The organism is Enterobacter sp. 50588862, assembly GCF_001462935.1.
Lineage (GTDB): Bacteria > Pseudomonadota > Gammaproteobacteria > Enterobacterales > Enterobacteriaceae > Enterobacter > Enterobacter bugandensis.
This window is the reverse complement of the sequence record NZ_LNHM01000005.1, coordinates 56,906-79,228: the sequence shown is the minus strand read 5'-3', so window position 1 is coordinate 79,228 and position 22,323 is coordinate 56,906. Positions and strand designations below refer to the sequence as shown.

25 protein-coding genes are annotated in these 22,323 nt (G+C 60.5%); 17 read left to right on the top strand and 8 right to left on the bottom strand.

Translation table 11 applies throughout. The features are described from left to right. The first annotated feature begins 39 nt into the window (after positions 1–39). Genes APT89_RS00410 through acpT form a run of 17 tightly spaced genes read left to right on the top strand, consistent with a single transcriptional unit; the run spans position 40 to position 14,146 of the window. Positions 40–762: a beta-ketoacyl synthase chain length factor gene (locus tag APT89_RS00410; protein WP_060571575.1), complete on the top strand. Its 723-nt coding sequence runs from the start codon at positions 40–42 to the stop codon at positions 760–762. Beyond that, positions 759–1,574, top strand: a complete 816-nt coding sequence (locus APT89_RS00405) for a lysophospholipid acyltransferase family protein (protein WP_041911890.1) — start codon at positions 759–761, stop codon at positions 1,572–1,574. Before APT89_RS00410 ends, APT89_RS00405 begins: the two co-directional genes overlap by 4 nt. Next, positions 1,555–1,812 (top strand): phosphopantetheine-binding protein, encoded by a 258-nt coding sequence (locus tag APT89_RS00400; RefSeq protein WP_028014701.1) that lies wholly within the window; start codon positions 1,555–1,557, stop codon positions 1,810–1,812. Before APT89_RS00405 ends, APT89_RS00400 begins: the two co-directional genes overlap by 20 nt. Positions 1,813–1,822: 10 nt before the next feature. Next, positions 1,823–2,074, top strand: a complete 252-nt coding sequence (locus tag APT89_RS00395) for an acyl carrier protein (protein WP_024908875.1) — start codon at positions 1,823–1,825, stop codon at positions 2,072–2,074. Between the two features lie 6 nt (positions 2,075–2,080). Next, positions 2,081–2,668 carry a COG4648 family protein gene (locus APT89_RS00390; protein ID WP_060571574.1) on the top strand — a complete coding sequence of 196 codons (588 nt, stop codon included), beginning with the start codon at positions 2,081–2,083 and terminating at the stop codon, positions 2,666–2,668. Then, positions 2,661–4,022, top strand: coding sequence for an acyl-CoA synthetase (locus APT89_RS00385; protein WP_060571573.1), 1,362 nt, complete (start codon positions 2,661–2,663; stop codon positions 4,020–4,022). The genes APT89_RS00390 and APT89_RS00385 overlap by 8 nt, the downstream gene beginning before the upstream one ends. After that, a complete protein-coding gene (locus APT89_RS00380) occupies positions 4,009–4,362 on the top strand; it encodes an ApeI family dehydratase (protein WP_028014704.1) in 354 nt (117 codons plus the stop codon). The genes APT89_RS00385 and APT89_RS00380 overlap by 14 nt, the downstream gene beginning before the upstream one ends. Further along, a complete protein-coding gene (locus APT89_RS00375) occupies positions 4,353–6,044 on the top strand; it encodes a glycosyltransferase family 2 protein (RefSeq protein ID WP_060571572.1) in 1,692 nt (563 codons plus the stop codon). The genes APT89_RS00380 and APT89_RS00375 overlap by 10 nt, the downstream gene beginning before the upstream one ends. A 3-nt stretch (positions 6,045–6,047) precedes the next feature. Beyond that, positions 6,048–6,470, top strand: coding sequence for an acyl-CoA thioesterase (locus tag APT89_RS00370; protein WP_028014706.1), 423 nt, complete (start codon positions 6,048–6,050; stop codon positions 6,468–6,470). Next, a complete protein-coding gene (locus APT89_RS00365) occupies positions 6,467–7,072 on the top strand; it encodes an outer membrane lipoprotein carrier protein LolA (RefSeq protein WP_028014707.1) in 606 nt (201 codons plus the stop codon). The genes APT89_RS00370 and APT89_RS00365 overlap by 4 nt, the downstream gene beginning before the upstream one ends. Continuing rightward, entirely contained in the window at positions 7,041–9,365 is a 2,325-nt protein-coding gene (locus APT89_RS00360; RefSeq protein ID WP_060571571.1) for an MMPL family transporter, read from the top strand. The genes APT89_RS00365 and APT89_RS00360 overlap by 32 nt, the downstream gene beginning before the upstream one ends. Next, positions 9,362–9,940, top strand: coding sequence for a DUF3261 domain-containing protein (locus APT89_RS00355; RefSeq protein ID WP_028014709.1), 579 nt, complete (start codon positions 9,362–9,364; stop codon positions 9,938–9,940). The genes APT89_RS00360 and APT89_RS00355 overlap by 4 nt, the downstream gene beginning before the upstream one ends. Position 9,941: 1 nt before the next feature. Continuing rightward, positions 9,942–11,111, top strand: coding sequence for a beta-ketoacyl-[acyl-carrier-protein] synthase family protein (locus tag APT89_RS00350; RefSeq protein ID WP_060571570.1), 1,170 nt, complete (start codon positions 9,942–9,944; stop codon positions 11,109–11,111). Next, a complete protein-coding gene (locus APT89_RS00345; RefSeq protein ID WP_028014711.1) occupies positions 11,108–11,581 on the top strand; it encodes an ApeP family dehydratase in 474 nt (157 codons plus the stop codon). The genes APT89_RS00350 and APT89_RS00345 overlap by 4 nt, the downstream gene beginning before the upstream one ends. Further along, a complete protein-coding gene (locus APT89_RS00340; RefSeq protein ID WP_028014712.1) occupies positions 11,578–12,309 on the top strand; it encodes a 3-ketoacyl-ACP reductase FabG2 in 732 nt (243 codons plus the stop codon). Before APT89_RS00345 ends, APT89_RS00340 begins: the two co-directional genes overlap by 4 nt. Further along, the gene (locus APT89_RS00335; RefSeq protein ID WP_028014713.1) at positions 12,306–13,535 is read left to right on the top strand and encodes a beta-ketoacyl-ACP synthase; all 1,230 of its coding nucleotides are present in this window, start codon (positions 12,306–12,308) and stop codon (positions 13,533–13,535) included. Before APT89_RS00340 ends, APT89_RS00335 begins: the two co-directional genes overlap by 4 nt. 2 nt (positions 13,536–13,537) lie before the next feature. Further along, the gene (acpT, locus tag APT89_RS00330) at positions 13,538–14,146 is read left to right on the top strand and encodes a 4'-phosphopantetheinyl transferase AcpT (RefSeq protein WP_028014714.1); all 609 of its coding nucleotides are present in this window, start codon (positions 13,538–13,540) and stop codon (positions 14,144–14,146) included. On the opposite strand, the gene arnF is transcribed toward acpT, so the two are convergent. The 8 genes from arnF to APT89_RS00290 all read right to left on the bottom strand — a co-directional run bounded on the left by arnF (position 14,103) and on the right by APT89_RS00290 (position 22,299). Then, positions 14,103–14,483, bottom strand: a complete 381-nt coding sequence (arnF, locus tag APT89_RS00325; protein WP_028014715.1) for a 4-amino-4-deoxy-L-arabinose-phosphoundecaprenol flippase subunit ArnF — start codon at positions 14,481–14,483, stop codon at positions 14,103–14,105. The two genes, acpT and arnF, sit on opposite strands and share 44 nt — an antisense overlap. After that, entirely contained in the window at positions 14,480–14,815 is a 336-nt protein-coding gene (gene arnE, locus APT89_RS00320; protein WP_041911880.1) for a 4-amino-4-deoxy-L-arabinose-phosphoundecaprenol flippase subunit ArnE, read from the bottom strand. Before arnE ends, arnF begins: the two co-directional genes overlap by 4 nt. Beyond that, a complete protein-coding gene (arnT, locus tag APT89_RS00315; protein WP_060571569.1) occupies positions 14,815–16,470 on the bottom strand; it encodes a lipid IV(A) 4-amino-4-deoxy-L-arabinosyltransferase in 1,656 nt (551 codons plus the stop codon). Before arnT ends, arnE begins: the two co-directional genes overlap by 1 nt. After that, positions 16,467–17,369 carry a 4-deoxy-4-formamido-L-arabinose-phosphoundecaprenol deformylase gene (arnD, locus tag APT89_RS00310; protein WP_060571568.1) on the bottom strand — a complete coding sequence of 301 codons (903 nt, stop codon included), beginning with the start codon at positions 17,367–17,369 and terminating at the stop codon, positions 16,467–16,469. Before arnD ends, arnT begins: the two co-directional genes overlap by 4 nt. Next, positions 17,366–19,348: a bifunctional UDP-4-amino-4-deoxy-L-arabinose formyltransferase/UDP-glucuronic acid oxidase ArnA gene (arnA, locus tag APT89_RS00305; RefSeq protein WP_060571567.1), complete on the bottom strand. Its 1,983-nt coding sequence runs from the start codon at positions 19,346–19,348 to the stop codon at positions 17,366–17,368. Before arnA ends, arnD begins: the two co-directional genes overlap by 4 nt. Continuing rightward, positions 19,345–20,328 carry an undecaprenyl-phosphate 4-deoxy-4-formamido-L-arabinose transferase gene (gene arnC / locus APT89_RS00300; protein WP_045631456.1) on the bottom strand — a complete coding sequence of 328 codons (984 nt, stop codon included), beginning with the start codon at positions 20,326–20,328 and terminating at the stop codon, positions 19,345–19,347. Before arnC ends, arnA begins: the two co-directional genes overlap by 4 nt. A 1-nt stretch (position 20,329) precedes the next feature. Then, positions 20,330–21,469, bottom strand: coding sequence for a UDP-4-amino-4-deoxy-L-arabinose aminotransferase (arnB, locus tag APT89_RS00295; RefSeq protein ID WP_045259393.1), 1,140 nt, complete (start codon positions 21,467–21,469; stop codon positions 20,330–20,332). 323 nt (positions 21,470–21,792) lie between these two features. Beyond that, complete coding sequence (locus APT89_RS00290) at positions 21,793–22,299, bottom strand: phenolic acid decarboxylase (RefSeq protein ID WP_028014722.1); 507 nt, start codon at positions 22,297–22,299, stop codon at positions 21,793–21,795. Positions 22,300–22,323 lie beyond the last annotated feature (24 nt).

Genomic DNA, 22,323 nt, shown 5'->3' with positions numbered 1-22,323 from the left:
GGCTGCCCTTTGAATACGGTATTCCGCGGACGCGCGTAGATGAAATTTTCACTGAACATTATTGACTGGCAGGCAAGAGCGCCAGGACTAAGCGATGCCGCAGAGTGGCAGGCGTGGTCGTGCCTGCAGTCGACCATCGACCCGACGGCTCCTCTACCCCGCCTGACCGCGTTACCCATGATGACCGCGCGCCGCCTTAACTCAGGCAGTAAGCTGGCGGTGGATATTGGTCTTGCCATGCTGCAAAGCCACGCCATAGACGCCGTCGTCTATTCCAGCCGCCACGGCGAGCTGGAGCGCAATTACCGTATTCTGCATACGCTGGCGACCGGGCAGGCCGTCTCGCCTACCGACTTCGCCATGTCCGTGCACAATTCCGCGGTGGGCAATCTCACGATCGCCGCTCGCCAGCCTGTTGTCTCGTCATCCATTTCCGCCGGGCTGGACACCTTCCAGCAGGCCCTGTGTGAAGTGCTGAGCCTGCTGCATGCGGGCTACTCCCGCGTCCTGCTGGTGGATTTTGACGGCGCGCTGCCGGAATTTTACCATCCGGCGTTACCGCCGCAGATGCCTACCTGGCCGTACGCGGTGGCGCTGGTGATTGAAGCCGGCAGCGAATGGCAGTGCGAAACCCGCAGCGGCAGCACGGGCGAGGAAGCCGCCCTGCCGCAAAGCCTGATGTTCCTGCAACGCTATCTCCGTGAGGAACGGAAGTTTGTGGTGCCCGGCGAACGTTTGCTGTGGCAGTGGGCGCGCCAATGAACCGCCTGACCGCCCGGATCAACTGGCTATGGCGTCTGGTCATGACCGGATTCTGCTTCGTGCTGTTTGGCGCGGGCGGGCTTCTGCTGTCGCTGGTCTGGTTCAACCTGCTGCTGATTGCCCAGCGCGATCGCGCCAAACGCCGTCGCCTGGCGCGCCGCAGCATCGCGGCCAGCTTCCGCTTCTTCTTAACCGTTGCCCGCGGCACCGGGGTGCTGGACTATCGCATCCACAATCTTGATGCTCTGCGCGGCGATCGGGGCTGCCTGGTGGTGGCTAACCACCCTACGTTAATTGACTACGTGATTCTGGCGTCGGTAATGCCCGAAACCGACTGTCTGGTGAAAAGCGCGCTGCTGCGCAATCCGTTTGTCAGCGGCGTTATCCGCGCGGCGGATTATCTGATTAACAGCGAGGCCGAGCCTCTGCTCGCCGCCAGCCAGCAGCGTCTGGCCCAGGGCGACACGCTGTTAATCTTCCCGGAAGGGACGCGTACCCGCCCAGGTGAGGCAATGTCCCTCCAGCGCGGCGCGGCAAATATCGCCGTGCGCTGCCGCAGCGATCTGCGGATCGTACTCATCCACTGCAGCGAGCACCTGCTGGATAAAAAATGCCGCTGGTATGATGTACCGCCCGCAAAACCTGTCTTTACCGTCGATGTGCGCGATCGCGTGAACATCGACGAATTTTACGATGCAAGGCAACAAGAACCGGCACTGGCGGCAAGGCAGTTAAACCGGCACCTGCAGCATCGATTAACATCAGGCCTTCAATCTTTGTCAGGAATTAATGATGCAAGCGCTTTATCTTGAAATTAAGAATCTCATTATCACCACGCTGAATCTGGACGAGCTTACCGCAGAGGATATTGATACCGATGCCGCGCTGTTTGGCGACGGGCTGGGTCTCGACTCTATCGACGCGCTGGAGCTGGGTCTGGCGGTGAAAAACCAGTATGGCGTGGTGCTTTCTGCCGAAAGCGAAGAGATGCGCCAGCACTTCTTTTCCGTCGCCACCCTGGCGTCCTTTATCCACGCCCAACGCGCCTGAGATGTGAACTATGACCGAACAAGAAACCATTTATCAGGAAGTCTGCGGCCTTCTGACCAAACTCTTTGAAATCGACCCGCAGGACATTACGCCCGAAGCCCGTCTTTACGAAGACCTGGAGCTGGACAGCATTGACGCGGTGGACATGATTGTCCATCTGCAGAAGAAAACCGGTAAGAAAATCAAGCCGGAAACCTTCAAATCGGTTCGTACCGTTCAGGATGTGGTAGACGCCGTCGAACAGCTGCTGCGCGAAGAGTAAGACACCGTGCGTGGTGGACGGACGCTCCCGGTCATCCCACTTCTGACGGGGCTGATGCTGCTGGCGTGGCCCTTCCTGATTGGATTTGGGCTGACGCATAACAGCCTGCCGTGGCTGCTGCCGGTGATGGCGCTGCTGTTGCTGCTGCGGCTGCGTCAGGCGCGGCGTAACACCGGCCCGATGCGGTATGTGGTGCAGTGCGTGGCGCTGGCGGGGATCGCGCTCTGCGCGGCAAGCTACCTGCTGAAAACCCACCAGTGGCTGCTGTTCTACCCTGTGGTCGTTAATCTTGTAATGCTCGCCGTGTTCGGCGGTTCGCTCTGGACAGCGATGCCGCTGGTCGAACGCCTGGCGCGCCTGCGAGAGCCAAATTTGCCGCCGGAGGGCGTGCGCTATACCCGCAGGGTGACCCTCGTCTGGTGCGGATTTTTCATCGGCAACGGGGCGATGGCGATGTATACCGTCCTGCACGGCGACATGCACCTGTGGACGCTGTGGAACGGTATGGTGGCTTACATCCTGATGGGGACGCTGATGGCGGCAGAGTGGCTGGTGCGCCAGCGGGTGATAAAAAAAGAGATGCACAATGAATAACCCCCTTCCGCTGGGCCAGTGGTTAAACGCGCCCCGCCCTGACGACACGCCCGTCGCCTGGCTCGACGATCGTACCTGGACGCTGGGCCAGCTGCGCCACGACGTGACGTTACTGGTCGACACCCTGCGTCAGCAGGAAGGCGAGCGCTGGGCGCTGTGCTTTGAAAACAGCTACCTGTTTATCGTTGCGCTGCTGGCCTCGCTGCATGCCGGTAAAACGCCGGTCATTCCCGGCCATAGCCGCGTTTCGCTGCTTGAGGAGCAGCAGCCGCTGTTTAGCGGCGTCCTGAGCGATCGGTCCCTCGATATTGACGGGCAGCTGATTGTGGTAGCCTCCCGCCACCAGACGATCGCCCGCTGGGTACCCCTGCCGGAGATTAACGAAAACCGCTTCGTCGAGCTGTTCACCTCCGGCTCCACGGGAACGCCGCGCCGGGTGGTTAAGCACATCGTCAGCCTGGATCGCGAAGCCCGCCTGCTGGCTGACCGCTTCGGCGAACGTCTGGCTGGCTGTAGCGTTGTGGCCTCCGTCGTCCCGCAACATCTCTATGGCCTGACATTTCGCATCGTACTGCCGATGGCGATGGGCCTGCCGCTGCATGCCGCGATGCTCTACTACGCAGAGCAGCTGGCCGCCCTTCCTCATGACCGGCATTACCTGTTCATCAGCAGCCCGGCGTTCCTGAAACGCCTGGATACCGAACTGGCCGCGCCGCCCGTCAGGATGCTGATTTCCGCGGGCGGAATGCTGCCCTGGCGTGACGTCTCCACCACGGCTGGCTGGCTTAACATCTGGCCGGACGAAATTTATGGCAGCACCGAAACCGGGATCCTCGCCTGGCGCCATCGCGTGGAAGATAACCTGCCGTGGCTACCCTTCCCCGGCGTAAACTTCCATCAGGAAGATGACGCCTGCCGCGTCACTTCGCCACTTATCCATGAGGCTGAAGGACTCCAGCTGGACGATATCCTCCACTTCGACAGTGCGGGGCTGTTTAGCATCGCCGGTCGTCGCGGGCGGGTGGTCAAAATTGAAGAAAAGCGCATCTCGCTTAACGAGATCGAGCATCGCCTGCTGGAGCTCGACGGCGTTTGCGAGGCGGCTGCGCTGCCGGTTACGCGCGGGGGCCGTCAGGGGATTGGCGTCCTGCTGGTGCTGGATGAGGCGGTTCGTCAGCGCTGGCATCTGCAGGATAAAAAAGCGCAGGAGTTCGCCTGGCGACGCGCCCTGCTGCCGTGGCTTGAGCCGGTCGCCGTTCCACGCTACTGGCGCATTGTCGATGAGATGCCGGTAAACAGTATGAACAAGCGTGTCTATGCGCAGTTAGAGGAGTTATTTCATGAAAATTCATGAAATCGAGCGCCATCAGGCACAGCCGGAGAAGCTGGAGATCGTTTTGCATCTCGACGCCTCTCTGTTCTGGTTTCAGGGCCATTTTGCCGTACAGCCGCTGCTGCCCGGCGTTGCGCAGCTCGACTGGGTGATGCACTACGCAACGACCTTACTGGCACCGGGCTACCGCTTTCACAGCATTCAAAACGTGAAGTTCCAGGCGCCTCTGCTGCCGGAAACCACGGTGACGCTGGTGCTTGAGTGGCATGCCGGGCGCAAACTGCTGACCTTCAGCTACCTGCGTCATGACGGGGCTGAACGCCATACCGCCAGCAGCGGGAAAATTCGTCTATGTCAGTAACCTTCCGCCCCTGCGTGCTGATCCCGTGCTACAACCACGGCGCCACGATGGCCAGCGTGCTGTCGCGCCTCTCGCCGTTTGGCCTGCCGTGCCTGGTGGTGGATGACGGCAGCGAAGCCGCCACCCGCCAGGAGCTTGAGCGGCTGGCGGCGGAGCAGCCGCAGATGACGCTGGTCCGTCTGGCGCAAAACGCCGGCAAAGGTGCCGCGGTCATCAGGGGGCTGGAGGAGTGCGCGCGTGCGGGCTATACCCACGCCCTGCAGGTGGACGCGGACGGCCAGCACGCCATCGAAGATATTCCCAAAATGCTGGCGCTGGCGGAGCGCCACCCGGACGCGCTGATTTCCGGCCAGCCCGTTTACGATGATTCCATCCCGCGCTCGCGGCTCTACGGGCGCTGGGTCACCCACGTCTGGGTATGGATTGAGACCTTATCCCTGCAGCTTAAAGACAGTATGTGCGGCTTTCGGGTCTACCCGGTCTCGCCCACGCTGCGGCTCGCCGCGCGTGAAACGCTCGGTAAACGGATGGACTTTGACACCGAAGTGATGGTCCGTCTCTACTGGCAGGGCAACACCAGCGTCTTTCTGCCCACCCGCGTGACCTATCCGCAGGACGGGTTGTCCCACTTCGACGCGTTGAAAGATAACGTGCGGATCTCCCTGATGCATACCCGGCTGTTCTTCGGCATGCTTCCGCGCATTCCCGGCCTGCTCTTCCGTCGACGCGGCCAGCACTGGGCGCAGCAGGACGAGGTTAAAGGCCTGTGGGGCATGCGCCTGATGCTCCGCGTCTGGCAGCTGCTGGGGCGGCGGGCGTTTACCGTGCTGCTGTGGCCGGTGATCGGCGTCTACTGGCTGATCGCGCGTCCGGCGCGGCAGGCTTCGCGGCAGTGGATTGCACGCGTGAAGCAGGTGCTGATGCAGCGGAACATGCCTGTGCCAGCACGTCTCAACAGCTTTTTCCATTTCATGCGCTTCGGCAACGCGATGCTGGACAAAGTCGCCAGCTGGCGCGGCGAGCTGAAGTTTAAGCGCGACGTGGTCTTTGCTCCCGGCGCGAGCGAAACGCTTAATATCGCGGCGCCGCAGGGCAAGCTGCTGCTGGCCTCGCATCTTGGCGACGTAGAAGCCTGCCGGGCGCTGGCCCAGCTGGACGGCAGCAAAACCATCAACGCCCTGGTCTTCAGCGAGAACGCCCGGCGTTTTAAGCAAATTATGAGCGAAATGGCGCCCCAGGCCGGCGTGAATTTGATGTCGGTCACCGACATCGGCCCGGACACCGCCATTGCCATCAAAGAGAAGCTTGAGCGCGGAGAATGGGTCGCGATCGTGGGCGACCGCATCGCCGTCAACCCGCAGCGTGGCGGCGAGTGGCGGGTGATCTGGAGCCAGTTTATGGGCCAGCCCGCACCGTTCCCTCAGGGGCCGTTTATCCTGGCCTCCATTCTGCGCTGTCCGGTGGTGTTGATTTTCGCCCTGCGCCAGCAGGGGAAGCTCGTCCTGCACAGCGAGCCGTTTGCCGACCCGCTGATCCTGCCGCGCGTGGAACGCCAGCAGGCGCTGCAGGCTACCGTCGATCGCTACGCGCAGCGGCTGGAGCATTACGCCCTGATGTCGCCGCTCGACTGGTTTAATTTTTTCGATTTCTGGCATCTGCCAGAGTCCAGAGAGAAGGAGTAAAGGGTGCTGACCGATCCCCGCTTTACGACTGAAGTTGAGATCACCGTTCCGTTCCACGACGTCGATATGATGGGCGTGGTCTGGCACGGCAACTATTTCCGCTACTTTGAGATCGCCCGCGAGGCGCTGCTCAATCAGTTTGACTATGGCTATCGCCAGATGAAAGCCTCCGGCTACGTCTGGCCCGTTGTCGACACGCGGGTGAAATACCGCGATGCGGTGACCTTTGAGCAGCGCATTCGCGTTCGCGCGCAGATTGAAGAGTATGAAAACCGCCTGCGCATTGCCTATCAAATTTTCGATGCGCAAACCGGCAAACGCACCACCACCGGCTACACCATCCAGGTGGCGGTGGAAGAAGCCACCCGCGAAATGTGCTTTGTCAGTCCGGCAGTACTGTTTGAACGTATGGGAGTCACGCCATGAAATGGTTGCCTTTGCTGACGCTGCTCGTCAGCCCGCTGGTCAGCGCCGTGACGCTGGATGAACTGCAGCAGCGCTTCACCGAGCAGCCCGTGGTGCGCGCGCACTTCGAACAGGTCCGCACGATAAAAGATATGCCGCAGCCGCTGCGCTCGCAGGGCGAGATGCTGATCGCCCGCGACAGCGGCCTGCTGTGGGATCAAAAAGCGCCGTTTCCGATGACGCTGCTGCTGGACGACAAGCGGATGGTTCAGGCGATCAACGGCCAGCCGCCGCAGACCATCACCGCCGACAATAATCCGCAGATGTTCCAGTTCAACCACCTGCTGCGGGCCCTGTTCCAGGCCGACCGCAAGGTGCTGGAAGAGAACTTCCGCATCGATTTTAAAGACCTGGGCGCGGGCCGCTGGTCGCTGGTGCTTACCCCAAAAACGACGCCGCTGGACAAGATTTTCGCCACCCTCGATCTGGGCGGCGCGACCTATCTTGAGACGATCCGCCTGAACGACAGGCAGGGCGACCGTACCGATATCGCCCTTTCAAACCACCAATTGACGCCCGCCAGCCTGACCGATGACGAACGCCAACGCTTTGCCGCACCGTAAATCCCTGCGCCCGGCGCTGCTGTGGGCCACGGTATGTCTGGTTATGCTGGGCGTGCTGCTGTCGCTGCTGCCCGGCGCGCGGCTGAACAGCAGCGTGCTGGCCATGCTGCCGAAGCAGACGCTGGGGGCGATCCCTCCGGCGCTCAACGACGGGTTTATGCAGCGTCTCGACCGCCAGCTGGTCTGGCTGGTCAGCCCCGGCAAAGAACCCGATCCGCGCGTGGCGCAGCAGTGGCTTGAACTGCTGCACAGCCGCGACGCGCTCCGCGAGGTCAAAGGCCCGATGGACGCCGCCGGGCAAAAGGCCTGGGGAGAGTTCTTCTGGCAGCACCGCAACGGGCTGATTGATCCGGCCACCCGTGCCCGCCTGCAAAACGGCGGAGAAGCGCAGGCGCAGTGGATTTTATCCCAGCTCTACTCCGCCTTCTCCGGCGTCAGCGGTAAAGAGCTGCAAAACGATCCGCTGATGCTGATGCGCGGCTCGCAGCTCGCCCTGGCGCAAAACGGCCAGAAGCTGCGGCTGATGGACGGCTGGCTGGTCACGCAAGATGAAGCGGGAAACTACTGGTATCTGCTGCACGGCGAACTGGCGGGCTCATCATTTGATTTGCAGCAGACCCACCGGCTCGTGACGACGCTTAACGCACTGCAACAGACGCTGAAAGCGCGTTACCCGCAGGCGCAGCTGCTTTCGCGCGGGACGGTGTTCTACAGCGATTATGCCAGCCAGCAGGCTAAACGCGACGTCTCAACGCTGGGCATCGCCACCCTGCTTGGGGTGTTCCTGCTGATCGTGGCGGTGTTCCGCTCTCTGCGCCCGCTGCTGCTGAGCGTGCTCTCCATTGCCATCGGCGCGCTGGCGGGGACGGTGGTGACGCTGCTGCTCTTTGGCGAGCTGCACCTGATGACGCTGGTGATGAGCATGAGCATCATCGGAATTTCGGCAGACTACACGCTTTACTACCTGACCGAACGGATGGTGCACGGCGCTGAGCTCTCTCCCTGGCAAAGCCTGGCCAAAGTGCGCAATGCGCTGCTGCTGGCGCTGCTGACGACCGTCGCTGCCTACCTGATTATGATGCTGGCCCCCTTCCCCGGGATCCGCCAGATGGCGGTATTTGCCGCGACGGGGCTGAGCGCCTCCTGCCTGACGGTGATTTTCTGGCATCCGTGGCTGTGCCGGGGTTTGCCGGTGCGCCCGGTTCCCTTTATGGTCCTGATGTTGCGCTGGCTGGCCGCCTGGCGACGCAGTAAAAAACTGTCCGTTGGTCTGCCCGTCGCGCTGGCGCTGCTCTCCGCCGTGGGAATGAGCACCCTGAAGGTGGACGACGACATCGCCCAGCTGCAGGCGCTGCCGAAAGATATTCTGGCGCAGGAGAAAACCATTACCGCCCTGACCGGCCAAAGCGTCGATCAGAAATGGTTTGTGGTGCACGGCGCTTCTCCCCAGCAAACGCTGGAGCGGCTGGAAGCCTTTACTCCCGCGCTGGCCGAGGCGCAAAAGGCGGGGGATCTCACCCGCTGGCGCACCCTGCCGCTGAACTCGCTGGCCCGCCAGAAAAGCGACCTTGCGCTACTGCGGAACGCCGCGCCTGCGGTGACGAACGTGCTGAAAAGCGCAAGGCTCAACGCCGTTTCCCCCAATCTGGACGCCATGCCGGTCAGCGTGGACGCGTGGCTTGAAAGTCCGGCCAGCGAGGGCTGGCGCCTGCTCTGGCTGACCCTGCCCGATGGGGAAAGCGGCGTGCTCGTGCCGGTGGACGGCGCAAAAAACAGCGCGGCGCTCGGTGAGCTGGCCGCGCGCCATGACGGCGTCGTCTGGGTGGACCGCAAGGCCAGCTTTGACAGCCTGTTTGCCCTCTACCGCACGCTGCTGACGGGGCTACTGTTTGCGGCGCTGGCGGTGATTGCCTGCGGGGCGATACTGCGCCTCGGCTGGCGCAAAGGGCTGATAAGCCTGGTGCCGTCCGCACTGTCGCTGAGCTGCGGGCTGGCCGCGCTGGCCGCAACGGGCCACCCGGTAAATCTGTTTTCACTGCTGGCGCTGGTACTGGTGCTCGGCATTGGCATTAACTACACGCTGTTCTTCAGCAACCCACGCGGTACGCCGCTGACTTCGATGCTGGCGATTACCCTGGCCATGATGACCACCCTGCTGACGCTGGGCATGCTCGTCTTCAGCGCCACCCAGGCTATCAGCAGCTTTGGTATTGTGCTGGTGAGCGGTATTTTCACCGCCTTCCTGCTGGCACCGCTGGCGATGCCGGATAAGAAAGAGAGAAAACGTAAATGAACGCTGTTTATCGCGCTGTCGCGCTGGCCGCGGCGCTGCTGCTGGCAGGCTGCAGCCATTCGACCGATACCAAAGAGACGCGGCCTCAGGCCTGGCTTCAGCCTGGCACCAAAGTCACTCTGCCGCCGCCCGGCATCAGCCCGGCGGTAAGCTCCCAGCAGCTGCTGACCGGCAGCTTTAACGGGCAAACGCAGTCCCTGCTGGTGATGCTCAACGCGGATGCGCATAAGGTCACGCTGGCCGGCCTCTCTTCCGTGGGCATTCGCCTGTTCCTGGCAACGTACGACGAGAGCGGTATTCATACCGAGCAGTCGATCGTCGTGCCGCAGCTGCCGCCCGCCAGCCAGGTGCTGGCCGACGTGATGCTCAGCCACTGGCCGATTAGCGCCTGGCAGCCGCAGTTGCCGAAGGGCTGGACGTTAACGGACAATGGCGATCGGCGCGAGCTGCGCAACGCCAGCGGCAAGCTGGTGACGGAGATTGTCTACCTCCAGCGCAAAGGCAAGCGCGAGCCGATTAGCATCGAGCAACACGTATTCAAATACCACATCACCATTCAATATCTGGGTGACTGAGATGATTTATATATCCGCTGTTGGCATGGTCAACGCGCTGGGCAACTCACCTGATGAAATTGCCGCCAACCTGGCTGCGGGCGTGGCGCCGGGCATGCACGCCCGGACCGGCTGGCTGCAGGGAATGTCCGAAGCGGTACTGGGCGGGGTGGAAGGCGAACTGCCGCTCATCCCGGATACCTTCTCTGCACACCGCACCCGCAACAACCAGCTGCTGCTGGCCGCGCTGGCGCAGATTCAGCCCGCCGTTGACGAGGCCATCGCCCGCGTTGGTCGTGACCGGGTGGCCGTGGTGCTGGGAACCAGCACCTCCGGGCTGGATGAAGGCGATGAGCACGTGCGTCTCATGACCGACGGCGAGACCAGCACGCGCTGGCAGTATCCGCAGCAGGAGCTGGGCGATCCGTCCCGCTTTCTCGCCAACTGGCTGCAGCTTGAAGGCCCGGCTTATACGATCTCCACCGCCTGCTCCTCCAGCGCGCGGGCGATGATCGGCGGCAAACGCCTGATCGAAGCCGGGCTGGTAGATATCGCCATTGTCGGCGGAGCAGACACCCTGAGCCGGATGCCCGTGAACGGCTTTAACAGTCTTGAATCCTTCTCCCCCACGCTCTGCGAGCCGTTTGGCCGGGACCGCCGGGGGATCACCATCGGTGAAGCGGCGGCGCTGATGGTATTAAGCCGGGAACCCGCGGACGTGGCGCTGCTTGGCACGGGCGAATCCAGCGATGCGTACCATATTTCCGCCCCGCATCCGCAGGGCGACGGGGCGATAAGGGCTATCACTCAGGCGCTCAGCGAAGCGGGCATGCAGCCGGACGACATCGGCTACATCAACCTGCACGGTACGGCCACGCCGCTCAACGATCAGATTGAATCACAGGTGGTTCACGATCTCTTCGGAGAAAGCGTGCCGTGCAGTTCAACCAAACACCTTACCGGCCACACGCTGGGCGCTGCCGGCATTACCGAAGCGGCTTTGAGCTGGCTTATCCTGACGCGCGATCTGCCCTTGCCGCCGCAGGATTTTTCCCGCTACGCTCCGGACGAGACGCTGGCGCCGTGCGGCCTGCTGCACCAGAGCACCGCCCTGAAAAAGCCGGTGATTTTGTCTAACTCGTTCGCGTTTGGCGGCAATAACGCCAGCATTCTGCTGGGGAGAGCGTCATGAGCTATCTATCACCCGAAGCCTATTTGCCGCACGATGCGCCCATGATGCTGCTGGGGTCCGTTGAAAATGTGACGGATGACATGGCGGTCTGCCGCGTGGCGGTTGACAGGCAAAGCGTGCTGGCGCCGTTTCTCAATGCCGATGGCGACCTGCCGGGCTGGTACGCGCTCGAGCTAATGGCGCAGACCGTTGGCGTCTGGTCGGGCTGGCATCGTCAGCAGCAGGGGCAGGAACATATCGCGCTGGGCATGGTGCTCGGCGCGCGCGAGCTGGTCTGCGCCAGCGGGCGTTTCGCCAAAGGCTTAACGCTGGACATTACCGTTAAGCTGCTGATGCAGGACGAACGCTTCGGCAGTTTTGAATGCACGATTTGCGCAGGTGAAGAGACGCTGGCCACGGGCCGGGTCAATACCTTCCAGCCGACTGCAGAAGAATTAACATCGCTTTTTAATCAGGGATCCCAAGCATGAGTCGTTCCGTACTGGTCACAGGGGCCAGCAAAGGCATTGGTCGCGCCATCGCCCGCCAGCTTGCCGCTGACGGGTTCACCGTCGGCGTGCATTACCATCGTGATGCCGCAGGCGCGCAGGAGACGCTGGACGCCATCACGCAGGCGGGCGGCAGCGGCCGTTTACTCTCGTTTGACGTAGGCAACCGCGAGCAGTGCCGTGAAGTGCTTGAGCAGGAAATTGATGCCCATGGCGCATGGTATGGCGTGGTCAGCAACGCCGGAATTACCCGCGATGGCGCTTTTCCGGCACTGAGTGAAGACGACTGGGACAGCGTGATCCACACCAATCTCGACAGTTTTTATAACGTCATACACCCCTGCATTATGCCCATGATCGGCACCCGTCAGGGCGGGCGCATTATTACCTTATCCTCCGTCTCCGGCGTGATGGGCAACCGCGGCCAGGTGAACTACAGTGCGGCCAAAGCGGGCATTATCGGCGCCACCAAAGCGCTGGCGATCGAACTGGCAAAACGAAAAATCACCGTGAACTGCATTGCGCCAGGGCTGATTGATACCGGCATGATTGAAATGGAGGAGGCCGCGCTGAAGGAAGCGATGTCCATCATCCCAATGAAACGTATGGGCCAGGCTGAGGAGGTCGCCGGGCTGGCAAGCTATCTGATGTCGGATATCGCGGGCTACGTCACCCGCCAGGTCATTTCGATTAACGGAGGAATGCTATGACGCGTCGCGTGGTGATTACGGGCATGGGCGGCGTCACCGCCTTTGGCGAGAACTGGCAGTCCGTTTCCAGCCGACTGCTGGCGTATGAAAACGCCGTGCGTAAAATGCCGGAATGGCAGGTTTATGATGGCCTGCACACCCTGCTGGGCGCGCCGATCGACGATTTCGCGCTGCCGGAACACTATACCCGCAAGCGTATTCGCGCCATGGGTCGCGTGTCGCTGATGTCTACCCGCGCCACAGAGCTGGCGCTGGAGCAGGCGGGGCTGATTGGCGAAGCGGTGCTCACCAACGGGCAAACCGGCATCGCCTACGGTTCTTCGACAGGCAGCACCGGCCCGGTCAGCGAATTCGCGACCATGCTTACCGAAAAGCACACCAATAACATCACCGGGACAACCTACGTCCAGATGATGCCGCACACCACCGCGGTGAATACCGGCCTGTTCTTTGGACTACGTGGCCGCGTGATCCCAACGTCGAGCGCCTGTACCTCCGGCAGCCAGGCGATTGGCTACGCCTGGGAGGCAATTCGCCACGGGTATCAGACCGTGATGGTCGCGGGGGGGGCGGAAGAGCTTTGTCCGTCTGAAGCGGCGGTGTTTGACACGCTGTTTGCCACCAGCCAGCGCAACGACGAACCCAAAACCACCCCCTCGCCGTTCGATACGCAGCGCGATGGTCTGGTGATTGGGGAAGGCGCAGGCACCCTGATTCTGGAGGAGCTTGAGCACGCCAGAGCGCGCGGGGCCACCATCTACGGTGAGATCGTGGGCTTTGCCACCAACTGTGACGCGGCCCATATCACCCAGCCGCAGCGTGACACCATGCAGATATGCATGGAGCAGTCGCTGGCGATGGCGGGGTTAAGCGCCCGGGATATGGGGTATATCTCCGCGCACGGTACCGCCACCGACCGCGGCGATATCGCCGAAAGCCAGGCCACGGCCGCCATCTACGGTGACAGCGTGCCGGTTTCCTCGCTGAAGAGCTATTTTGGCCACACGCTGGGGGCCTGCGGCGCCCTGGAAGCGTGGATGAGCCTGCAGATGATGCGCGAAGGCTGGTTTGCCCCGACGCTCAATTTAACGCAGCCGGATGAGCAATGCGGGGCTTTAGATTATATTATGGGAGAAGCCCGTCAGATTGACTGCGAGTATCTGCAGAGCAATAACTTCGCGTTTGGCGGCATCAATACCTCGATTATCATTAAACGCTGGGCGTAACTATGTACCGGTTTGTACTGGGAAAAATTTCCACCCTTTGCGCGGACCCGCTGGCGTCAACGCTTGCAGATAAGGCACCTCAGGGTGCACGACAGGCCTCCTGGCTGGCTGGCCGGACGCTGCTCGCCAGAACATTATCCCCTCACCCGCTCCCCGACATCATTTACGGCGAGCAGGGGAAGCCGGCTTTTGCGAAGGGGGACCCGCTGTGGTTCAACCTGAGCCATAGCGGTGATGATATCGCCCTGCTGATGAGCGATGAAGGCGAAGTGGGCTGCGATATCGAAGTGATTCGCCCCCGCAAGAACTGGCAGGCGCTGGCCAACGCCGTTTTCAGCCTGACAGAGCATGACGAGCTGGAGCGTGAAGCGCCCGAGGAACAGCTTTCTGCCTTCTGGCGTATCTGGACGCGCAAAGAAGCGATTGTGAAACAGCGCGGCGGCAGCGCCTGGCAGATTGTCAGCATCGACAGCACGGCGCAGTCGCACTCGGTCAGCCAGCTGCAGCTCGGTTCTCTGAGCCTTGCCGTCTGTACCTCGACCCCTTACACCCTGACCACCGAGTCGATTATTCACGTCGGGGCAGGAAAATCACCAGTACACCCAGCATAATCAACGCGACGCCCAGCAGCCCATGCCAGGAGAAGTGCTCCCCCCAGCCGGGCAGCAGGATTGCCGCGCCCCACACCAGGATATAGCTGAGGCTCAGCAAGGCATACGCTTTGCTGAGCGCCATGCGATGCAGCGCCAGATACCAGCAGCCCATGGAGGCAACGTATCCCGTTAACCCCAGCAGCAGCGCGCCCGTGCCGGACGAAACGTGCCACAGCGCGGAGATAAACGTCAGAAAATCGCTGACCGGCGGCAGAGCCTGCATGGCATCGCGCAGCAACAGCTGTGCGGCGCTGACTAACAGTACGCTGCATAACGCCCAGAACGCGCCTTTCACAGGCTTCCTCCCAGCACGATAATCCCCATGATAATGAACCCGACCCCCAGCCAGTGGTGCACAGCAACGTGCTCGCGCCAGAAGACCTTCGCCGCCAGCGTCACCCAGACAAAATTGAGGCTCAGCATAGGGTAAGCTACGCCGACTGGCAGGCGCTGCAGCACCACCAGCCAGACCAGCATTCCGCAGCCCAGCGCCAGCATCGCCAGGCCAAGCCACCGCATGATGTGCGCGCCACGCCGTCCGCCTTTCGCCGGACGGGTAGCCTGTTTCTGGCACAGCTGTCCCGCGCAGCTCAGCAGGCTTGCCAGTATGAGCCAGGTCCAGGTCATCACTTCGGCAGATACTCCAGCAGGGCCAGACGCCCCTGGATATAGAGATTGTCCGGCTGCGGTAAATTCGCCTCTGCAATATCGTCACGTTTAGACATCAGCATCACCAGCGACACGCTTCCCTGCTTACGATGCGTTGCCAGCCACTGCGCGAAGTCGTCTTCACTGACAAAGCGATCTTTCGCATCGGGATAATCCAGCCCGTAGCGCAGTTCGCCGCTCTGAGCAAACAGCGTAATGTCACTGCGCTTCAGCTCCCACGCCAGGCCCGCGGCCACGCCCACGTTATTGGTCAGCACAAAGCGGCTGCCCTGAAGCGGCTCGCGTACGGTGTCTACCAGCGACTGCGGCTGTTTGGAATCCACCACCAGGTTAGGGATGGCAAAACCAATCAGCAGCGCCAGCCCCGCAGGACACAGCGCCGCCAGCCACCAGCGCCGCTGGCTCTGCCGCAGCGTAAACCAGCCTACCGCGCCCCAGATGAGGAACGCCACCACCGCGCAGAAGACTTTATACAGTTCGACCGATGTCCAGACCGGATGCTTAGCCAGCCCCCACGGCGAGACCGCCAGCGCCGCCACCACGCCGATAGCGCCAAACGCCAGGTTAATGCCGCCGTTAATGCGCAACGCTCTGGCCCCTTTTTCCGCCGCGAGGCAGGCATAGCGCGCCATCAGGATAGCCAGCGGGGCAAAACAGGGCAGGATATAGGTCGGCAGCTTGCCTTTAGCGATGCTGAAAAACAGCAGCGGCATCACCACCCACCCCAGCAGGTAGAACCCGCCGCCCACGTTTTGTCTGTCATTCCAGCCAAGACGCAGCGCGCCTGGCAGCAGCGCCAGCCACGGCAGGCTGCCCGCGAGCAGGAACGGCAGGTAATACCAGAACGGAGCTTTATGCTGCGCGTCGCTCTGGGCAAAACGCTGAATATGCTCAACCCAGAAGAAGTAGCGCCAGAAATCAGGCTCGCGGTGCGCAATGGCCAGCCCCCACGGCAGAACAATCAGCACGCAGCTCAGGACCGCGAGCCAGCCAAAAATCAGCACCTCTTTCCAGCGCTTTTGGGCAATCACCCACGGCAGCACGCCGATCACCGGTACCGCCAGCGCCAGGAAGCCTTTGGTCATCACCCCCATCCCGCAGGCCAGCCCAAGCAGCACATAGCCGCCCGCTTTTCCGGCCACGGTGCGCGCCTGTGAGGCGAGCCAGAAGCTGCACATCGCCGCCACCAGCCACAGGGTGACGATGGGGTCCAGCACCGCATAGGTGCCTATACCATACACCAGGAACAGGGTCAGGAAGATCAGGCCGGAGAAAATGGCCGTACGCTTATCCCGCCAGAGACGCCAGGCCATCCAGATCACCAACAGCGCCGCGAGCCCGGTGGAGAAGATCGACCCGGCGCGTACGGCAAAGTTCGTGTGCCCGAACAGCCATTGTCCGATAGTGTTGATCCAGTAGCCGGCAATCGGCTTTTCAAAGTAGCGCAGCCCGAGGAAATGCGGGACAACCCAGTCACCCGATGCCAGCATTTCGCGGCTGATTTCCGCATAGCGCGTTTCATCAGGCTGCCACAGCAGGCGAATATCGACCGGAATGAAGTAATAAACGATAAACAGTGCGAAAAGCGCTACGCCATAACGGGCTGTTTTCATGGGACCGGACTCACGGTTTGTTGATAGCCAAGCCAGCCTTCCCGGCCAGCCAGTTCATTACGGACGACTTTACCCACGGGCAGGGTGCTGAGGTCGTCCGGCAGCAGCTCGCTCATCGGACAGAATTCAATGCCCTCCTGAGCGGCCATCGTCAGCAGCGCATCGAAATCATGCTGATACGCAATCCCTTCCACTTCGGCATGGATGGTATACACCGGCGTACCGGCGTCTCGATGGATGCGGTCCAGAATATAGCGATTAAATTCTTCCGCTTTGACCTCGCGCCCCACCACCTCATCCCACGTAGGAAGCGTGACCGGAATTTGCACCGTACCGTAGCGATTTTCGCCCAACAGCGGCAAAAACGGCCCGGTTCCACGACAGTCGCTATTGTAGCGAAACGCGAAATGCTCTTTGGCTTTGACCACCCGCTGGTCGGCACGCCATCCCGCCACGGCGGAACAGCGCACGGGCTGACCGATGATGGCCTCAAGCTCCAGCATTCCACGCTCGACCTCACGGGACAGGCGCGGGATATCCCAGACGCCCGCCCACGCCTGCCAGGCGTGATGATCCCAGGCATGCAGGCCGACCTCGTGTTGCTGCGCCGCCGCGCGGATAACCGCTTCATTACCCGCGCCGATGCGTCTGCCGGGCCAGGCGGTGCCGGCCAGCAAAATATCCCAGCCGTAGAGCGATGCCGCGCGCGAGCGCAGCATTTTGAACAGAAATGCCGGTTTAACCAGACGCCATAAATGGCGTCCCATGTTGTCAGGCCCCACGCTGAAGAAAATGCTGGCACGCACGCCGTGCCTGCTCAGCAGTTCCAGCAGTCTGGGCACGCCGTCACGCGTTCCCCTGAAGGTGTCGACATCAATGCGTAAACCGACTTTTTTCATGAGGCCTGTTCCGACAGCTCCACGGTGCGCAGGAAGAAGTCGAGCGTTTCATCAATGGTCTGCTCCATCTTCACCGTCGGCGTCCAGTTCAGGCAGCGCTTCGCGTTGCGGATGCTTGGCTTACGGTGCTCGACGTCCTGGTAGCCCTTACCGTAGTAGCTGCTGCTTTCCACTTCGCGGAAACCGGCAAACGGCGGGAAGCGATCGCGCAGTGGGTGGCGCTCAAAGCTGGCCAGCAGCATCTCTGCCAGCTCGCGAATGCTCGCCTCGTTTTCCGGGTTACCGATGTTAATGATCTCACCGTTGCAGCGGTTATCTTTGTTCTCAATGATGCGGAACAGGGCTTCGATACCGTCGCTGATGTCCGTAAAGCAGCGTTTCTGACTCCCACCTTCAATCAGCTTGATAGGCGAGCCTTCGACCAGGTTCAGGATCAGCTGAGTGATCGCGCGGGAGCTGCCGATTCGCGCCGCGTTCAGGTTATCCAGACGCGGGCCCATCCAGTTAAACGGACGGAACAGGGTAAAGCGCAGACCCTCTTTCTCGCCGTAGGCCCAAATTACGCGGTCCAGTAGCTGCTTGGAGACAGAGTAGATCCAGCGCTGCTTGTTGATTGGCCCGACCACCAGGCTGGAGGCATCCTCATCGAAGTTTTTGTCGGTACACATGCCGTACACTTCAGAGGTGGACGGGAAGATGATGCGCTTGTCGTATTTCACGCAGTCGCGGATGATCTTCAGGTTCTCTTCGAAGTCCAGCTCGAACACGCGCAGCGGGTTACGGGTGTACTCGATTGGCGTGGCGATAGCGACCAGCGGCAGCACCACGTCGCATTTTTTAATGTGATATTCGATCCACTCGGAGTGAATGCTGATATCCCCTTCCACAAAGTGGAAGCGCGGGTTGTTGAGGAAACGGCTGATGGCGTCAGAGCCGATATCCAGACCGTAAATCTCGTAGTTATCGTCTTTGAGCAGACGTTCGGTCAGGTGGTTCCCGATAAAGCCGTTCACGCCGAGGATCAGCACGCGCGTGCGGCGCTTGATGGCAACCACCGGCGCGCTGGTGATCAGCGCCCCGGCCACCAGACCCAGAGACTGCGCCAGCTGCGTGCCCTGAACGTACAGGCCGTTGTCGGTCTGCCCGGTGACGATCTCCAGCGCCTGCTCGCCGCAGCTCACAATCAGCGGGGAGACGGAGACGACGGTTCCTGGCTTAGCGGCCGGGATATCGTCACGCACGCGGGATTTCCAGACGATAAATTTGCTTACGCCCGCAAAGCTGTACGCGCCCGGCCACGGGTCGGTCACGGCGCGCACCAGGTTGTGCAGCTGGCGGGCGGGTTTATTCCAGTCCAGGCGACCATCTTCCGGCGCGCGGCGGCCAAAGCAGCTGGCCTTGCTTTCGTCCTGCTCGGTCTCGCTGAAGGTGCCGTTGAGGATGGCTGGCAGCGCGTCACGCAGCAGGCTTTGCGCCGCGGTGCAGAGTTTATGATGCAGCTCAAGCGCGGTTTCATCCGCGTCGATTGACACGCGCTGCTGGGCGACGATGGCCCCGGCATCCGCGCGGCGCACCATGCGGTGCAGCGTCACGCCCGTTTCCGTTTCGCCGTTGACCAGCACCCAGTTCAGCGGCGCGCGGCCACGGTAGGCGGGCAGCAGAGAGCCGTGAAGGTTAAAGGCCCCTTTGGCGGCTAAACCTAAGATCTCGTCGCAGATCAGGTTGCGATAGTAGAACGAGAAGATGACATCAGGTGCGAGCGCGCGGATGCGATCCACCCACAGCGGGTGGTTGACGTCGTCCGGGGCATAAACCGGAATACCGCGCTCGGCGGCGATACGCGCCACGGAGCCGAAGAAGTGATTCTCTCCCGCCGCGTCCGGATGGGTAAAGATTGCAGCAATGTCATAGCACGCTTCCAGCAGGGCCAGCGTGCCCGCGCACCCCATATCGTGATAGGCAAATACAACGGCTTTCATGGGTGGTTTTCCTCTTGAGATGCTTTGTGTTCCTGACGGACAACACGTTGAATAAAGTAGCGCGGACGTGCGCGAACATCGTTATAGATACGGCCTATGTATTCACCGAGCAGGCCCATTCCGACGAACTGGGCGCCGATGAACATAAACAGCACGGCAAAAAGCATGAAGACCCCTTCCGCCGCCCACTGCGGGCCAAAGACCAGCCTCAGCACCACCAGCAGGACGGACAGCGTAAAGCCGGCCAGGGCGATGATGCTGCCGAACACGCTCAGCAGGCGCAGCGGCGTGGTAGTCAGGCAGGTGACGAGGTCGTACATCAGATTGATGAGACGCATAAAGCTGTACTTCGATTCCCCGTGCTCGCGCTCGGCGTGCAGGACCGGAATTTCCGTTGCCTTGCGGGCAAAGGTGTTGGCGAGGATCGGAATAAAGGTGCTGCGCTCATGGCAGTGCAGCATGGCGTCGACAATATGGCGGCGGTAGGCGCGCAGCATGCAGCCGTAATCGCCCATTGCTTTACCGGTGGTGCGCTGAATAAGACGATTGATGGTGCGTGAGGCCAGCTTGCGGAACAGGCTGTCCTGACGGTTCTGACGCACCGTGCCGACCACGTCATAGCCTTCATCGGCTTTCGCCACCAGGCGCGGGATCTCCTCCGGCGGGTTTTGCAGATCCGCGTCCAGGGTGATAATCAGATCGCCCGTAACGTGGCTGAACCCGGCCATAATGGCGGAGTGCTGGCCATAGTTACGGTTGAGCAGCACGGCGACAATATGGCTGCCTTCGGCCTGGGCGGCTTCGGTCAGCATCAGCGCGGAATCATCGCTGCTGCCGTCGTCCACCAGCAGAATTTCATAGGCTTTGCCCATCGTGTCGCAGGCTGCCGTGGTGCGGCGGATCAGCTCGGGCAGGCTCTCCTGCTCGTTATAAACTGGGATGACCACAGAAACTTTTTGTACAGGCGGTGCGCTGAACATATCAATGTCCTGCAAGCTGATGGAGCGCGGTAATGACGCGGGTTGTGTCGTCATGAGTCATGTCCGGGAAAAGAGGGAGAGAACAAATACGCGCGCTGTTCCATTCCGAATTCGGAAGCGATACATCAGGAAAACGCTCGCGGTAGTATTTTTGGGTGTGCGCCGCGCGGAAATGAAGGCCGGTGCCGATGCCTTGCTCCTTCAGCGCCGCCATCAGGTTGTCGCGTGAGATCCCGCAGCGCGCTTCATCAACGCGAATAATAAACAGGTGCCAGGCGTGAACGTGTGGCCATGACGGAATGCTCAGCGGCTGGAACGGCGTATCGGCAAGCTCGCGCAGGTAGCGTTGCGCGATTGCCTCGCGGCGTAGGTTGGCCTCTTTCAGCTTGCCCAGCTGTACCAGCGCCAGCGCGGCATTGATATCTGCGAGGTTGTACTTAAAGCCCGGGGAGATCACTTCGGCCTGCGGCGCGCGGCCGTGCGTCTGGCGGTCATAGGCATCCACGCCCAGGCCGTGGAATTTCAGGCTGCGGATCCGCGCGGCAAGCCGGGCGTTATCCGTGACGACTAAACCACCTTCCGCGCAGGTCATGTTTTTGATGGCGTGGAAGGAAAAAATCGCCGTGCCTTTCCAGCCCACGTGACGGTTCTTGTAGTACGTTCCGGCGGCATGGGCCGCGTCTTCAATCACCGTAATACCGTGACGCTCACCGACGGCATGAATGGCGTCGATATCACACGGCGCGCCGGCGTAATGCACGGGAATAATCGCTTTGGTACGCGGGGTAATGGCGGCTTCAACCGCTTCCGGTGTCACCATCAATGTCTCGTTGTCCACATCGATCATGACCGGCGTAGCGCCCAGCAGCACGATCATATTCAGCGTGGAGACCCAGGTTTGGGAGGGGGTAATGACCTCATCGCCCGGACCAATATCCAGCGCCATCAGCGTAACGTGCATGCCCGCCGTCGCCGAGCAGACGGCAATCGCGTGCTGGTTCCCCGTCAGCTGACAAAATGCCGCTTCAAGTTCCTGATTTTTAGGCCCTGTGGTGATCCAGCCGGAGGTTAAAACCTCCTGCAACGCCGCTAATTCCTCACTACCCATCGACGGGCGGGAAAAAGGCAAAAAATCACTCATCATTAATTTCCTTGCAATAAGAATGGCACGCGCTTGATATTAACCAATTACTTTTTCGTTTATTTCAACGAACCATAAACTCATATCAAGGTATCGTTCATTTCTTAGGGAAAAATTAAGATGCGTAATTAAGATGTAACTAAATCAATATTAATTCATTTATAAACAATAGCTTATGTAATTATGAATTATTTATTTCGTGATCAAACTCAATTTTTACAAAATGTTATTTTAAACCAAACATCAACAAACAAAAAAAATCCCGGTTATTTCTGTAAAAGCAGAAATAACCGGGAACTTTTCTTTTTAGTTAATTGTCGCGCTTATTTTAAGTTATCGGGAAAGTTTTTCGGTAACTCGCTGGCCGCGCAGGCAATCACGCTTTCGTTGTTCGCACCGCAGTCGCGTACAAAGGTGATGGTGGCAAATTCGTCAATCACTTCTGTTGGATATGCAGGCCCCGCATCGCGATAGCTGTTCATCAGCGGAATATGGTCGTTCTGGAAGCAGACGGTTTTTTCCGGGTTGTTCATGACCCAACGCGGGAAGAAGATGGTGCCGTGGAACAGTTTGTCGCCCAGGTTCACAATCAGGCTAACGTCCGTACCGGTTGGCTCGGTCCAGGAGATTTTATAGATGCTCTCCCCTACCCGCACGATGTAAGCCTGCTGATCTTTAACCCAACGGTTCGCCACCAGACCGCTGTGAATACGGTAGTCGAGAGTAGTCTCGTTTTTGACGTAAATTTCGTAATTCCAGCCGTTGTCATAGGTATAAACCAGATGTTTGCCAACGAAGCCGCTTAAGTCGTGTTTATCGAATGTGTTCATAAGATGTCTCCTTCGTTTTGATGA